Annotated in this window: 18 protein-coding genes; 12 read left to right on the top strand and 6 right to left on the bottom strand. The window is 43.6% G+C overall.

The genetic code is table 11. The annotated features are described in order from the left end of the window. Positions 1–69: 69 nt before the first annotated feature. On the bottom strand, positions 70–474 hold the full coding sequence (locus HMPREF2917_RS06440) for a hypothetical protein (RefSeq protein WP_070589673.1): 405 nt from the start codon (positions 472–474) through the stop codon (positions 70–72). A 126-nt stretch (positions 475–600) separates the two neighbouring features. Here HMPREF2917_RS06440 and HMPREF2917_RS06435 point away from each other — a divergent pair, with 126 nt between their 5' ends. Next, positions 601–1,821, top strand: a complete 1,221-nt coding sequence (locus tag HMPREF2917_RS06435) for a DNA cytosine methyltransferase (protein WP_070589672.1) — start codon at positions 601–603, stop codon at positions 1,819–1,821. A 77-nt stretch (positions 1,822–1,898) separates the two neighbouring features. Further along, positions 1,899–3,473, top strand: a complete 1,575-nt coding sequence (locus tag HMPREF2917_RS06430; RefSeq protein WP_070589670.1) for a hypothetical protein — start codon at positions 1,899–1,901, stop codon at positions 3,471–3,473. A 67-nt stretch (positions 3,474–3,540) separates the two neighbouring features. On the opposite strand, the gene HMPREF2917_RS06425 is transcribed toward HMPREF2917_RS06430, so the two are convergent. Continuing rightward, on the bottom strand, positions 3,541–4,155 hold the full coding sequence (locus tag HMPREF2917_RS06425) for a TVP38/TMEM64 family protein (protein WP_070589668.1): 615 nt from the start codon (positions 4,153–4,155) through the stop codon (positions 3,541–3,543). Between the two features lie 182 nt (positions 4,156–4,337). On the opposite strand from HMPREF2917_RS06425, the gene HMPREF2917_RS06420 reads away from it, so the two are divergent. From HMPREF2917_RS06420 to HMPREF2917_RS06375, 10 genes are all read left to right on the top strand, one after another. Next, entirely contained in the window at positions 4,338–4,865 is a 528-nt protein-coding gene (locus tag HMPREF2917_RS06420) for a YqeG family HAD IIIA-type phosphatase (protein ID WP_141751536.1), read from the top strand. A 2-nt stretch (positions 4,866–4,867) separates the two neighbouring features. After that, positions 4,868–5,974 (top strand): ribosome biogenesis GTPase YqeH, encoded by a 1,107-nt coding sequence (yqeH, locus tag HMPREF2917_RS06415; RefSeq protein WP_070589664.1) that lies wholly within the window; start codon positions 4,868–4,870, stop codon positions 5,972–5,974. A gap of 219 nt (positions 5,975–6,193) precedes the next feature. Then, entirely contained in the window at positions 6,194–6,505 is a 312-nt protein-coding gene (gene yhbY, locus HMPREF2917_RS06410) for a ribosome assembly RNA-binding protein YhbY (RefSeq protein WP_070589662.1), read from the top strand. Between the two features lie 21 nt (positions 6,506–6,526). Continuing rightward, positions 6,527–7,159, top strand: coding sequence for a nicotinate-nucleotide adenylyltransferase (locus HMPREF2917_RS06405; RefSeq protein ID WP_049518444.1), 633 nt, complete (start codon positions 6,527–6,529; stop codon positions 7,157–7,159). Then, a complete protein-coding gene (gene yqeK, locus HMPREF2917_RS06400) occupies positions 7,156–7,752 on the top strand; it encodes a bis(5'-nucleosyl)-tetraphosphatase (symmetrical) YqeK (RefSeq protein WP_070589661.1) in 597 nt (198 codons plus the stop codon). Before HMPREF2917_RS06405 ends, yqeK begins: the two co-directional genes overlap by 4 nt. Continuing rightward, positions 7,753–8,253, top strand: a complete 501-nt coding sequence (locus HMPREF2917_RS06395) for a cysteine hydrolase family protein (RefSeq protein WP_070589659.1) — start codon at positions 7,753–7,755, stop codon at positions 8,251–8,253. A 14-nt stretch (positions 8,254–8,267) separates the two neighbouring features. Beyond that, a complete protein-coding gene (gene rsfS / locus HMPREF2917_RS06390) occupies positions 8,268–8,621 on the top strand; it encodes a ribosome silencing factor (RefSeq protein WP_049474402.1) in 354 nt (117 codons plus the stop codon). 284 nt (positions 8,622–8,905) lie between these two features. Beyond that, complete coding sequence (locus HMPREF2917_RS06385) at positions 8,906–9,646, top strand: class I SAM-dependent DNA methyltransferase (RefSeq protein WP_277754530.1); 741 nt, start codon at positions 8,906–8,908, stop codon at positions 9,644–9,646. Positions 9,647–9,652: 6 nt separating this feature from the next. Continuing rightward, complete coding sequence (locus HMPREF2917_RS06380; RefSeq protein WP_070589657.1) at positions 9,653–10,750, top strand: nucleotidyltransferase; 1,098 nt, start codon at positions 9,653–9,655, stop codon at positions 10,748–10,750. A gap of 120 nt (positions 10,751–10,870) precedes the next feature. Continuing rightward, on the top strand, positions 10,871–11,587 hold the full coding sequence (locus HMPREF2917_RS06375; protein ID WP_003005873.1) for a YebC/PmpR family DNA-binding transcriptional regulator: 717 nt from the start codon (positions 10,871–10,873) through the stop codon (positions 11,585–11,587). A 52-nt stretch (positions 11,588–11,639) separates the two neighbouring features. Here the strand turns inward: HMPREF2917_RS06375 and HMPREF2917_RS06370 are convergent, their stop codons facing one another. Genes HMPREF2917_RS06370 through HMPREF2917_RS06355 form a run of 4 tightly spaced genes read right to left on the bottom strand, consistent with a single transcriptional unit; the run spans position 11,640 to position 14,407 of the window. Further along, positions 11,640–11,966, bottom strand: a complete 327-nt coding sequence (locus tag HMPREF2917_RS06370) for a DUF5960 family protein (protein ID WP_049503582.1) — start codon at positions 11,964–11,966, stop codon at positions 11,640–11,642. Then, positions 11,947–12,318, bottom strand: a complete 372-nt coding sequence (locus HMPREF2917_RS06365) for a hypothetical protein (RefSeq protein ID WP_070589655.1) — start codon at positions 12,316–12,318, stop codon at positions 11,947–11,949. The genes HMPREF2917_RS06370 and HMPREF2917_RS06365 overlap by 20 nt, the downstream gene beginning before the upstream one ends. Further along, positions 12,315–13,727, bottom strand: a complete 1,413-nt coding sequence (locus tag HMPREF2917_RS06360) for a Y-family DNA polymerase (protein WP_070589653.1) — start codon at positions 13,725–13,727, stop codon at positions 12,315–12,317. Before HMPREF2917_RS06360 ends, HMPREF2917_RS06365 begins: the two co-directional genes overlap by 4 nt. A gap of 2 nt (positions 13,728–13,729) precedes the next feature. Further along, entirely contained in the window at positions 13,730–14,407 is a 678-nt protein-coding gene (locus HMPREF2917_RS06355; protein WP_070589652.1) for a helix-turn-helix domain-containing protein, read from the bottom strand. Positions 14,408–14,502 lie beyond the last annotated feature (95 nt).

The raw sequence follows: 14,502 nt of genomic DNA, 5'->3' as shown, positions 1-14,502 counted from the left end.
TCAATACCTGATATTATGCGTTTTGGATTTTAAAGACTTTTTTGCCCAGCCTTATCTCAGTAATTATATTTAGATAATCGTAAACAAAATATCAGTAGGACTAGTCCATTCTACTTTGATTCTTGTCCCAACGGTTACATTCATTTGATTGAACCAGTAGTTAAAGGCTCTCAAGTTACCTTTACCGGAAAGATTTTTAGCATAGGGATCTCCTGCTTGAGAATTCCCTGATGCCTTTACTACTCCATTGAAGCATCCATCTGTCGATTTAGCATTAAATATATTCTGCCCTAAAATATCTCTTCCTTGAGTATGTATAGAATTATATATTCCATACCGATGTGCATCTAAACTTGGAATCGGGATATAGCATTCTCCTTCAATCTGAGGTCGAGAATTGGTGTATCTGTACATCCCCCATCCAATATGAGTTTCTTTAAGTTCTACTATGAATTGATCTCCTTGTTTTGGCATTATGCACCTCCTTAAGTTTATATATTCATTATATCATTTATATTTGAGATGTGTTTATATTCCAGTATTTTTTTAAAAATGATATACTAGTTTAGTTAATCATATTTTTAGAAAGCAGGTAACTACATGACAAATTCTGTAAGTTCGAACCGACCTGAGAAGTACAACATTGCAGCCTTCTTCTCAGGTGTTGGGGGAATTGAGTTGGGATTTGAACAGACCAACGAGTTCAGAGTGGTGTATGCCAATGAATTTGATAAGTATGCGCGTCAAACTTATCGTTTAAATTATCCAAATACGCATTTGGATAGTCGTGATATTCATGTGGTGCAGCCGGAAGAAATTCCAGCTGAGCGCGTGGATGTGATTATGGGAGGATTTCCTTGTCAAGCTTTTAGTATTGCGGGCTACCGCAAGGGCTTTGATGATGATCGTGGCGATCTTTTCTTTGAGTTGCTTCGTATGATTGAAGGGCGTAAACCTCGCGCTATCTTCATCGAAAACGTCAAGAACATGGTCGGTCATGACCACGGGAATACCTTCAAGGTTATTCGTGAGGCCTTGACGGAGAACAACTACTTTATCAAGTGGAAGGTTCTTAACGGAAAAGACTATGGAAATATCCCACAAAACCGTGAGCGGATTTACATTGTTGGTTTTGATACTAAAGAAGCCTACGACTTGTTTGAGTTCCCAGAGGAAATCAAACTGACAACGACCTTGGCTGACGTTATTGATTTTGGTGCTAAGCCAGATGAGGCCTACTATTATCGAGAAGGCAAGCAGAATTTCTACGCTGACCTCAAGGCCAATGTGACTAGTCAAGATACGGTCTACCAGTGGCGTCGTCAATACGTTCGGGAGAATAAAAATGGCGTTGTTCCAACCTTAACAGCTAATATGGGAACAGGTGGGCACAATGTGCCGTTGATCTTGACAGATAGTGGGGAGATTCGTAAATTAACACCAAAGGAGACCTTCAATGTACAAGGTTATCCAAAGACTTTTAAGTTGCCTAAGGGGGTTTCCAATGGTCAACTTTATAAACAGGCTGGAAATAGTGTGGTTGTCCCTGTAATTAAACGTATTGCAGAGCGGATTGCTTTTGCCCTTAATGAGAGCAATGGGCTGTCTCAACTGGATCGTTCCGGAAAATTTGCCATTATCTATACCAAGATGAATGGACAGTTTGAAGGCCAATCTTATGTGAAAGATTTTGTCTCCACTTATGAGGAGGCAGAGAAGAAGATTGCGTCCTATGAGGATGGTCTTGCTATTTTATCAGATGAGGATTATTTCAGATTGGTAAAAAAACGTGGCAATTTGGAGTTTTACAGCATTATTTAACGAATTATATAAGTAAGGGGACTAGTGAAAATCTAGTCTTCTTTTGATATACTTAAATAAGAAGTGAGGAATGAATGATGTGGGAAAACCTTAAACATGAACAAAAAGAAAAATACAAGACGCTCATTACCAACTTTGCTAGTCTGAGTGAGGCATTTTCTCAAAAGGCAGAAGCCGAAGATTCTAATGATCGAGAAAACTACGTTGCTCCGATAGTCAATTCAAAATTCCAAGAGACTGTTTTCCAAAAAGCTTTTCATGCTGTTGGTGAAGATATTGCCAACACCTCTTATGATGCTTCGCTGGTCGTTGATGAGCAACATAAGTATTTGGTTGGGATTAAATCCTTTGGTTTGGACTCAGGGGATCAAAAGATTGCTCAATTCAAGAAAGATTCACAGTCTTGGAATGAACTATTGAGTGAAATTCGATTTCATGCTGATATTTCACCGGACAAGGAAACAGCTGATAAAGAAAATGATGCTCGCTATGAAAAACTGGCCCGTGAGATTGCGACCTTGCGAAATCAACGGATTGAATCATCCAAAGCACTCATAAAGGGGTTTCATTCTGATGCTGGTCATGTAGAAGCCGTCTATCATGTCTTGATGCCGACCTCGAAGGGACACAAGCCTCAGATCCATGTAGGAGAGACGACTTATTTGCCTGTTGATTTGGACCATCTCAAAATTTTAGGATCAACAACCAAGAACAATCCGACAAATTTCCGTTTCACAGATGGCCATCATGATTACAAATATACGGCCGCGGATAGTCAGCTCCATATGACCTTTAGGAATAAGGAGATTGTGGTTGACACATGGGATGTGAATTATGTTGAAGATCCCTTTTATCTCTTTGAACACCTTCACTTATTGACCTCAGAAAAAAGTGATTCGGAGATTCTTGAGACGGTTTCTTGGGTGATCACAGACAAGCACGGAAATGTAGAAGAAAATTCGGGTTTTAATGCCTTTAATGGTGGATCAAAATTGGCCAAAAAAGATCGCTTGCCACGGATTTCAAAGATTCAGGATAAATATAAAGACAGTCTCGCTCCAGAAGAACTAGCTTTTGTGACCTATTCTTTAGAAGAAATCCTCTTGAAAAAATGGTCTACCAAGGAAGAAAAAGCCCAGATGAAATCTATTCGCGAGGACTTGATTCGCTTTGTACACGAGACGGGGAATGAAAAACTAATTAAAGAAATTGAACAGCTGGTGTATCGTCCAGTCAGTGAAGTGTATATTCCTCTTCCAGACTCCAAACATTTTCATGAAGAGCGTCCAGACTTTTTTGGTAAAGATATTGGAAGGTTTGAGCCAGGTACAAGTAAACTTGTGCTCCCAAAAGAAGAACGGACCTTTAAGCTACGATTTTTATCATCAGGTGATGTGATTACTGCCTATATCAACCAAGAAGCTGGGAAGGCCATTCAATCAACTGATAAGCAAGAAATACTTGGCAATTGGATTCTTCGTGGGGTCTTTCAGCTAAAGGATAGAGAGATCTTAACGGGTAAGAAACTTTCTCAGCTAGAAATCAATGGTATCCGTCTTTCCAAATTCAAAAACGGTGAAATTGGCATTGACTTCATCTGGATTGATGTGGACAATCCTCCTGTAGATGCGATTGGTTGGGTTGCGAAATAGAGAGTAACCGACTATTCATAGGACTACAAAAACACCACCTCCTAGTCTTAGGGGGTGGTGTTATGCTTTAGACCATTTGCCAGAAATAATCGATGATATAGGTCAGGCCGTAGGTGTAGATGACGAGGGTGATGGGTTTGCAGAGAATAATGATGGTCATGTAGCGTTTGAAGGTCATATTGGTCAGACCTGCCAGCATACAGATGAAGTCGGCAGGACTAACTGGCCAGATCATCATGAAGATAAAGAAGCGATCGAACCGCTTGCCTTCATTGAGCCAGCCAATGTACTTGTCATAGGTCTTCTGACTGACCATGGATTGGACGAATTTAGGCCCGTACATTCTCGCAAGGTGGAAAATAATGGCACAGCCGATTACGATGCCGATGTAGTTGTAGATGGTCCCAATGATGTGGCCGTAGATGAAAACACCTGCTACAGATGTCAGGGCGCCAGGAATAATAGGGACCACTGTCTGAAGGATCTGAAGAAAGATAAAGAGAGGAGGCCCGAAGATTCCGGCTTGCAAAATAAAGGCAGACAGGGTTTCTTTGGATTGAAGGATGCCAGAAAAGTAGGCCCAGATACAAAAGGCCAAGGTCCCAAGAGCTCCAATGATGGACGACCAATTAATGATACGCTGGAGGAGAGGAGAGACCTCTTTTAAGCTTGTTTGTTTCATAAAAAATTCCGAGTTCTTTTTCTTCTACTATACCATGTTTTTGGAACTTTGTAAGGATTTTGTCTATTTTTTGAGTAGTGAAAGCGACCTGATTGGAGTCTGTAGCTGTTTTAGTCGTGAAGCGGGTGCAAAATGGGCCTTTTTATGCTACAATGAAAGGAGTATAAAAAATGGAGAAAAACGTGTCAATCGAAAATTACAAACCAGATTTTGCGGTGGAAGCAGCCTATGATCTCACCGTTGCAGACTTAAAAAAACAAGGTATTAAGGCGGTCCTTGTGGATTTGGATAATACCTTGATTGCTTGGAATAACCCGGATGGGACTCCCGAAATGCGCCAGTGGTTGCATGACCTTCGTGATGGAGGGATTCGGGTTATCGTGGTATCTAATAATAGTCCCAAACGGGTCAAGCGCGCTGTTGAGAAATTTGATATTGACTATGAAGCCTGGTCGCTCAAGCCCTTTACTTTTGGGATTGATCGTGCCCTCAAACGTTTCCACTATGAGAAAAATGAAGTGGTCATGGTCGGGGATCAACTGATGACGGATATCCGGGTTGCCCATCGTGCAGGCATTCGTTCGATTTTGGTCAAGCCTTTGGTCGAGCATGACTCGATCAAGACGCAGATCAACCGGGCGCGTGAACGCCGTGTTATGAAGCAAATGGCCGAGAAATATGGTCCGATTGTATACAAAAAAGGAATTTAAGAATGGAAGAATTATTCTGTATCGGCTGTGGAGCCCCCATTCAGACAGAAAACAAAGAGGGGCTAGGCTATACTCCCCAATCAGCTCTTGAAAAGGGCTTGGAAACAGGCGAAGTCTATTGCCAACGCTGTTTCCGTCTGCGTCACTATAATGAAATCACAGATGTGCATTTGACAGATGATGATTTCCTAAAGCTCCTTCACGAAGTAGGGGATAGTGACGCACTCGTGGTCAACGTAGTGGATATTTTTGACTTTAATGGATCCGTTATTCCTGGCCTACCACGCTTTGTAGCAGGAAATGATGTCCTCTTGGTCGGGAACAAAAAAGATATCTTGCCCAAGTCTGTCAAGGACAGCAAGGTGACCCATTGGTTGATGGAGCGGGCCCACGAAGAAGGGATGCGTCCTGTCGATGTGGTCCTCACCTCTGCCCAAAACAAGAGTGCTATCAAGGACTTGATGGAAAAGATCGAGCAGTACCGCAAAGGCCGTGACGTCTATGTGGTGGGTGTGACTAACGTTGGAAAATCAACCCTCATCAATGCGATCATCCAAGAAATCACTGGAGATAAGGATATCATCACGACCTCTCGCTTCCCAGGGACGACACTGGACAAGATCGAAATACCACTGGACGATGGGTCCTACATCTACGATACACCAGGGATTATCCATCGCCACCAAATGGCTCATTACTTGACGGCAAAAAACCTCAAGTATGTCAGCCCTAAAAAGGAAATCAAACCCAAGACTTATCAGCTCAATCCAGAGCAAACCCTCTTCTTGGGTGGCTTGGGACGGTTTGACTTTATCAAGGGAGAAAAGCAAGGCTTCACTGCCTTCTTTGATAATGAACTCAAGCTTCACCGAACCAAGCTCGAAGGAGCAACCGCCTTTTATGACAAGCATGTCGGTGGCTTACTAACTCCTCCTAACAGCAAGGAAAAAGAAGAATTCCCTCCTTTGATTTCCCATGAGTTTACCATTAAGGACAAGACAGACCTGGTCATCTCAGGCCTCGGCTGGATCCGCGTCAATGGAAAAGCCAAAGTAGCCGTCTGGGCACCAGAAGGCGTCGCCGTCGTTACCCGCAAAGCTATTATTTAAAAATTTGAAAGGAAATAGTTTCTTTGTAGACTGGGCGAGTGCAACGAGCCTAGAAAGGATACTTTTCGCTGTGGTGAAAGCCTAAGTAGATATTTTACTACTTAGGCGCGGAAAATTTGAGACTTTAGGCTCAAATTTAAGTCATGGAACTCCGCTAGGAGGTCGCTGACGACCGCCACCACATCAGAAAAGTATCAAAAAAGAAACAATGAAAAAAATATGACATTAACATCTAAACAACGGGCTTTCCTCAACAGCCAAGCCCACAGCCTCAAACCTATTATCCAAATTGGGAAAAATGGGCTCAATGACCAAATTAAAACCAGTGTGCGCCAAGCGCTTGATGCGCGCGAACTGATCAAGGTGACTCTTCTTCAAAATACGGATGAGAATATCCATGAAGTAGCAGAAATCTTGGAAGAAGAAATCGGTGTGGAAACGGTCCAAAAGATTGGTCGGATTCTCATCTTGTTCAAACAATCGAGCAAAAAAGAAAATCGTAAAATTTCAGCGAAGGTAAAAGATATTTAAGACATCGAGGAGAGCAAACCTATGGCAATTGAACTATTGACTCCCTTTACCAAGGTAGAGTTAGAGCCAGAGATCAAAGACAAGAAACGCAAACAAGTTGGTATTTTGGGGGGAAATTTCAATCCGGTCCACAATGCCCATTTGGTTGTTGCGGATCAAGTGCGCCAACAATTAGGGTTAGATAAGGTGCTCTTGATGCCTGAATATGAACCACCGCATGTCGATACCAAGGGGACGATTGCAGAGCACCATCGCCTTAAGATGCTGGAATTAGCCATTGAAGGCATTGAAGGTCTGGAGATCGAGACGATCGAGCTCGAACGTAAAGGAATTTCCTATACCTACGACACCATGCTCTTGCTCAATGAACGGGATCCAGACACAGATTATTACTTCATCATTGGTGCAGATATGGTGGATTATTTACCAAAATGGCACCGCATCGATGAATTGGTGGAGATTGTGCAATTTGTCGGAGTACAGCGACCACGCTATAAGGCGGGGACTTCTTATCCGGTGATCTGGGTGGATGTTCCTCTAATGGACATCTCCTCTAGTATGGTGCGTGATTTTGTAGCCAAAGGCCGGACGCCGAATTTTATGTTGCCAAAACCAGTCTTGGACTACATCAAGAAAGAAGGATTGTATCAATGACCTATGAAAACTATCTAGGCTTTTCTCGTGAGGTCTTGCTTGAAAAAATGCGCCAAATCCTGCCAGAAAAGCGGCTTACTCACTGTTTAGGGGTTGAGAAGGCTGCGCGTGACTTGGCCAAACGCTATGGGGCTGATGAAGAGCAGGCTGGCCTAGCAGGTTTGTTACATGACTACGCCAAGAAATTATCAGATCAGGAATTTCTGTACTTGATTGATCGCTATGAGCTGGATCCAGCATTAAAAAACTGGGGCAACAATGTCTGGCATGGGATGGTCGGGATTTACAAGATCCAAGAAGACCTCGGACTGACAGATCCAGCCATTCTTCGTAGTATTGAGATTCACACCGTGGGGAGTGGACAGATGTCAACCTTAGACAAGATTGTCTATGTGGCGGATTACATTGAGCACAATCGGGCCTTTCCAGGGGTAGATCAAGCACGTGATATCGCCCAAGTCTCCTTGGATCGTGCCGTGGCCTATGAGACGGCTCGCACAGTCGAACACCTGGCCCACCAAGGATTGCCCATTTATCCCCAAACCCTTGAAACCTATAACGCCTTTGTGAAGTATTTGAAAGAGGAGCAGTGAGTGAAGACAGCTTTTATCATTATTGACGTACAAAATATCTTAGTGGAAACAGGTTTTGAGACAGAAAAGCTCTTAGAGAAGATCGCTTATTTGCAAGAGCAGGCTAGAAAAGAGCAGATTGAAATTATCTACATGCAGCATATTGAAACGCCAGAGGCTTTAACTTCGGAAGATTGGCAATTATCGCCCCTGTTGAAGAGGAAGGCAGATGAGAAGGTGTTTCAGAAGCGATACAATAGCATATTTAAAGAGACAGGATTAAAAGAATACTTGGATCAACAAGGGATTGAACAACTGGTCCTGTGTGGTATGCAGACAGAATATTGTGTCGATACATCCGTCAAAGTCGGGTTTGAATACGGCTACAAGCTGGTCATTCCAGAAGGAGCTGTCACAACCTTTGATGGAGAGGATATTCCGGCAGAAACGCTTAATGAATTTTATGAAAATATTTGGGCAGAACGTTTTGCGGATGTCTTAGATTACAAATCAATTTTTTAAGGAAAGAGGATTACATGAAAGAAAAAGAACTACTTGAACTAGTTGTCAAAGCAGCAGATGAAAAGCGTGCGGAAGACATTGTCGCTTTGGATGTTCAAAGCTTGACCAGCGTGACAGACTACTTTGTCATCACAAGCTCTATGAACAGCCGCCAATTGGAGGCTATTGCTGAAAATATTCGCGAGAAGGTCATTGAAGCTGGTGGGAATGCCAGCCACGTCGAAGGTGATTCAGCTGGAGGTTGGGTCCTTCTTGACTTAGGTGGTGTGGTAGTCCATGTCTTCTCAGAAGAAATGCGTGCCCACTATAACCTAGAAAAGCTATGGCACGAAGCAAGTGCTGTCGATCTTTCAGCAGCCCTAGCATAAGCAGGTAAACTCAGTTGGTAGCAACTGAGTTTTGTTGGTTAAATTGAAATTCTATGGAAAGAAAGGATAGGGCCTTGTGTTTGGTTAATTTGATAATTGAACACGAGCTAAAAGCTGTGAGAAAGAGACAAATTTTCTCTTTGCTTTTAACGCTCTTTGTATCTTAGAAAGGATTTGAACCCGTCCTGTAATCCTCGGAAAATAGATAGCTCTCCTTGGAGCTTAGCTCCATCGTCGTGCTCCTAATTTTCTATCGGATTACGGGCGGACTTGGTATCATGAATATGGCTACTTATGAAACCTTTGCGGCGGTCTATGATGCGGTCATGGATGACAGTCTGTATGATTTGTGGACGGATTTTTCCCTCCGCCATCTCCCAAAGACAAAAGATAAGAAAAAATTACTGGAATTGGCTTGTGGGACAGGGATTCAGTCTGTTCGCTTTTCTCAAGCTGGATTTGATGTGACAGGGTTAGACCTGAGTGCTGACATGTTGAAGATTGCTGAAAAAAGAGCTGCTTCAGCCAAGCAAAAGATTGATTTTATCGAGGGCAATATGCTGGACCTGTCGCAAGCAGGAACTTATGACTTTGTAACCTGCTACTCGGATTCTATCTGCTATATGCAGGACGAGGTAGAAGTAGGGGATGTCTTCAAAGAAGTCTACAATGCCCTCAATGAGGACGGGGTCTTTATCTTTGATGTCCATTCGACCTACCAGACGGATGAGGTTTTTCCAGGCTATTCTTACCACGAAAATGCAGAAGACTTTGCCATGCTCTGGGATACCTATGAGGATGCGGCACCTCACTCGATCGTCCATGAGCTGACCTTCTTTGTCCAAGAAGAGGATGGCAGCTTTAGTCGGCACGATGAAGTCCATGAGGAACGCACTTATGAAGTTTTAACCTATGACATCTTATTGGAGCAGGCTGGCTTTAAATCTTTCAAATTGTACGCAGACTTTGAAGATAAGGAGCCGACAAAGACCAGCAAACGATGGTTCTTCGTGGCACAGAAGTAGGACAGTATGACAATTACAGGTATTATTGCAGAATTTAATCCTTTTCACAATGGTCACAAGTACCTGCTTAAACAGGCAGAAGGGCTGAAGATTGTGGCCATGTCTGGGAATTTTGTTCAACGTGGGGAGCCTGCCATTGTAGACAAGTGGACACGGGCCCAGATGGCTTTGAAAAATGGAGCGGACCTGGTGGTTGAGCTCCCCTTTCTCGTGGCTGTTCAGTCGGCTGATCATTTTGCTAAGGGAGCGGTAGAAATCTTGTCCCGTCTAGGAATCGACCAATTGACTTTTGGGACAGAAGAGGTCTTAGATTACCAAGCGATTGCGACTGTTTATTCGGAGAAAGAAGCGGAAATGGAAGCTTTCCTGCGAAGTCTTTCAGGCGATTTATCCTATCCACAGAAAACGCAAAAAATGTGGGAAACCTTTGCTGGAGTGGAGTTCACAGGGGATACTCCCAATCATATTCTAGGGCTGGCTTATGCCAAGGCTTGTGCTGGGAAGGGGATTGTGCTTAAGCCCGTCCAGCGCCAGGGTGCGGGCTACCATTCAGAAGAAAAAGAGGTGGCCTATGCTTCTGCGACTAGTCTACGCCTACACAAGGAAGATCAGGACTTTGTTGCTAGATTCATGCCCAATAGCCAACTCTTTCAGTCGGCTCCACAGGTATCTTGGGAGAATTATGACCAACTGCTCCGTTATCAAATCCTAACCCGTCCGGATTTGACACAGATTTTTCAGGTCAATGAGGAACTGGCCAATCGGATAAAGGATGCGGTTCGAAGTGCTAGTTCTGTGGAAGACCTGGTGGAGAAAGTCGCAACCAAGCGCTATACCAAGGCGCGTGTGCGCCGCATCTTGACCTACATCTTGGTAGGGGCGATGGATCAAGCTCTTCCTGATGCCATTCATGTCTTAGGATTTTCCGCAAAGGGACAAGCCCACCTCAAAGGCTTGAAAAAATCAGTAGAAATCGTGACTCGAATCGGTAAGGAACCTTGGGACAGTTTGACCCAGCAAGCCGATCAGGTGTATCAGCTAGGCCATCCCCAATTGCGAGATCAGATCTGGGGTCGGGTGCCAGTGAGGGTGGAAGATCAATAAAGGGTGAATAGTCGAGCAACTACAATTGGAAGGATACGCAAAAAACTCTTCCAAGTCTTGTGATTTGTGATATAATATAAAAGATTGAAAATAATTTGAAAAAATTTAAGGAGAATCCTCATGGGACGTAAATGGGCCAATATTGTTGCCAAGAAAACTGCCAAAGATGGTGCCAACTCAAAAGTATATGCCAAATTTGGTGTGGAGATCTATGTAGCTGCTAAAAAGGGTGAACCAGATCCAGAACTAAATACTGCTTTGAGATTCGTTATTGACCGTGCTAAACAAGCGCAAGTGCCAAAACACGTGATTGATAAAGCAATCGATAAGGCAAAAGGAAACACTGACGAAACCTTTACAGAAGGACGTTACGAAGGGTTCGGACCAAATGGTTCGATGTTGATCGTTGATACCTTGACCTCAAACGTAAACCGTACAGCTGCCAATGTCCGTGCTGCTTTTGGTAAAAACGGTGGGAACATGGGAGCTTCAGGTTCTGTATCTTACCTCTTTGACAACAAGGGAGTTATCGTCTTTGCTGGTGATGATGCGGATGCGATCTTTGAACTTTTGCTTGAAGCAGATGTTGATGTAGATGATGTCGAAGCAGAAGAAGGAACGATCACAGTCTACACTGCTCCAACTGATCTTCACAAAGCGATCGTTGCTTTGCGTGAATCAGGTGTCGAAGAATTCCAAGTAACAGAATTGGAAATGATTCCTCAATCAGAAGTTGAGTTATCAGGTGAAGATTTGGAAACATTTGAAAAACTTTACAGCGTTCTTGAAGATGACGAGGACGTACAAAAAATCTACACAAACGTAGATGGATTCTAATCACTCATAAGAACTGTAGTGAATCCCATAAATTAAGAAAAAGGATAGCTTCTTAGATCAAGCTATCCTTTTTCTCTGTTTGATGAGGAACTATCTTTTGTAAGTGATGTCCTGTATAAGCGTAAATACGGGTCAGTGGTGATTGGGAGAGTGTGGAAACCTTAAAATAGAAATAATGGTCTCGATGATCCCGACTTTTGGTGTGGTGAAGACGAAAGTAGTTTCGCTGGCCTGCTGCCATAGAGTGGAGAATATCGTCTTCTAAAAAGACGAGCGGCGTAGAAGTAGCTGCCCACTTGTAAAAGTCCATCTCAAATTGGTGGTAATTCTCCGAAAAATAATCAAATTGTAATTCGTGTTTAGTCTGAATAGGTTTCATAGGCTGTTTCCTCAGATTCAATAAAAATGATAGAGTCTACGAGGAGACGGTGGTAGTGGCCGTCGCTTTTGAGAAGAACCTCAGAAGCAGATAAGGTGTGAATCGAACCTGTGTAGGTTGCAAATTGATTCCCCTCTAGAGTCGTGATCGAGATCGTCGTTTGTTGTTGAAAGGCCTGCTCCAGGAGCTGGATCTGTTCAGCAAGTGGAAGAATTGTGATCTGACTGCGGTCAATTTCTTTTGTCTGCAGGGCAGTTGTGTGCTCGGATAAAAAGAAGCCAGCCCATTTGGCCATGCCACGATCTTGAAATTCACGGGCGGATTGATAAGGGAGATAAGAACGGTCGATCATGTTAATCCATCTAAGCCTCCTGCGGAATGTCCGCCTGTTAGTTTACTGCGTGCAATGGCACGTGAGTTTTCTAGTAGTGAGGAGCCTTTCTGAAGAGAGGTGAAGCCAAATTGGTCCCGAATGCGGTCAATGGTCTGCTGAAGTTTCTCCTCTTTTTCCAGAGCTACTGGATCATCGAAGAGAGAAAAGAGTTGAAGAGACTCCTCGACAAGTTCTCCATAAAAAACACCAATCTGCCGAATGGCGCCTCCTTCGTACTTGGAGCGAAAGAGCCGCAGAACCGTATCGGATAAAACCTTGGTGGATTGGGTAGGCTCAATTTTTTGCTGGCAGTGAATGGACGGAAGCCCCTCGATTTTGGAGTAGGAGGCATGAATGGAGACCAGTTGGGTCTTCTTTTTTTTCCGCCGCAAGCGAATAGCCACCTGCTCAGCCATCTCCCGAAACACCAGTTCAATGTCGGCTTGTAGATGGTAGTCATAGGGCAAGATTTGAGAGTTGCCAATGCCTCGTGACTTCGGACGATAAGGCTTGTGGACATTGCTTTCATCAATGCCATGAGCATGGAACCACAGTTGAAGGCCCATGACTCCGAATTCTTTCTTTAAGAGATCTGGGTGAGCCTGGGCCAGTTCAGCAATCGACGTGATCCCGATTTTTTGCAATCGCTTTTCAGTCCGACGTCCAATGCCCCAAAAATCAGTGAGCTGGGGCAGTTTCCAGACCTTACTTTCTACATCTTCATAAGACCAATTGGAGCGCATATTTCGGCAATGCTTAGCTTCATTGTCCAAGGCTAGCTTGGCAAGAAGGGGATTGGCATTGCTGAGGCCGATGGTAGAGTAGATTCCAGTTTCCTGCCAGATCCTTTTTTGGATCCTAGCAGAAAGGAGATCCAGTTTTTCCTTTCGAGAGAGGGAGGGGTTTGGAATAAAATAATTTAAGGAAGAAGTCAGATCGATAAAGCCTTCGTCAATTGAGTAAGGGAAAATATCATCTGGTGCCGCAAATTCCTGAAAGACCTTCTGAATTTCCATATTGACCTGAATGTAGGCATTCATCCGTGGAGGCACAATCAGGGTCCTCTTGGCCCAGGATTCAATGGATGCAATAAAGGCTGGATCTGTTGGCAATCCTTGTTTTTTAGCGACGTAGCTATTAAATTTTCTGGTCTTGAGGTCAAAAGGTAGGTCGTAGCTACGACTGACATTTTTCTTGCCAAAGACTTGTTTGAAAACGGGAGAGCTCGCTAAAATCAGGCCAGCTGAATTGTCGCTCCGACTCATGACGCAAAGAGAAGTCGTCAAGGGGTTGAGCCCTAGACGGACACATTCACAACTGGCATAAAAACTTTTCATATCCACAAAAGCAATATCAGAATGAGGCTCACGTGAATAATCAAACAGCATATTTACACCTCAAGCGGAAGAAAATGCCCGACCACAATGCCGACGATTTTGGGTTCGTCTTCATAGGGAGCAAATAAATCGTCATAATCAGGGTTGATGGATTCTAAGCGCAAACCTTCCGCTTCCCGATAGACTTTTTTGATGTAGGTTTTTCCATTCCAGATGAGGGCGTAGACAGCCCCATCATAGTCAAAGCCAGTCTGCTTCATGAGGGCAACAGAGCCATTGGGATAGAGAGGTTCCATCGAATCTCCGGATACCCAAGAAGCGAAATCGTGCTGGATCTCTTGGTCAAAGTAGACGGTTTCATAGTCCGTTTCGTTGTCATAAAAGGTGTGTCCTAAACCGGCTGCTAGCTCAATCGAAAGAACCTTATAAGCAGTCAAGGAAACAACTTTTTGCTGCTGTTCCAATAACTGGCTGGCCAACTGGTCGACTTTCATTTGATGAGGTGGGGTTAATAAAGGGTAGGTGTAGAGTGCGGAGTCTTTGTTAATAAAGTAGTCCTCTTTAACGGAGAGGCGCTTGGCCAACCTCCTGAGATTTTTTTCGTGTGGCTCCGCCAAGCCATTCTCCCAACTGGAGTAAGTCTTGCGAGAAATCCTGAGATCCTCGTAGACATCTGCTTGGGTCAAGCCTTTTTCCAGGCGTCTTTCTTTTAGTTTTTTTGCATCAAACATGTCAGTTCTCCTATGTAACGTTTTAAAAGTTACATATAGTTTATCAAAAATGAATCCTTTTTGCAAGAGAAAAATTAAGTTGAAAACGAATGAAA

Origin of the sequence: Streptococcus sp. HMSC061E03, from assembly GCF_001813505.1 — a bacterium.
Taxonomy (GTDB): Bacteria; Bacillota; Bacilli; order Lactobacillales; family Streptococcaceae; genus Streptococcus.
The sequence above is the reverse complement of the archived record's forward strand: the minus strand, read 5'-3'. Positions and strand labels throughout refer to the sequence as shown.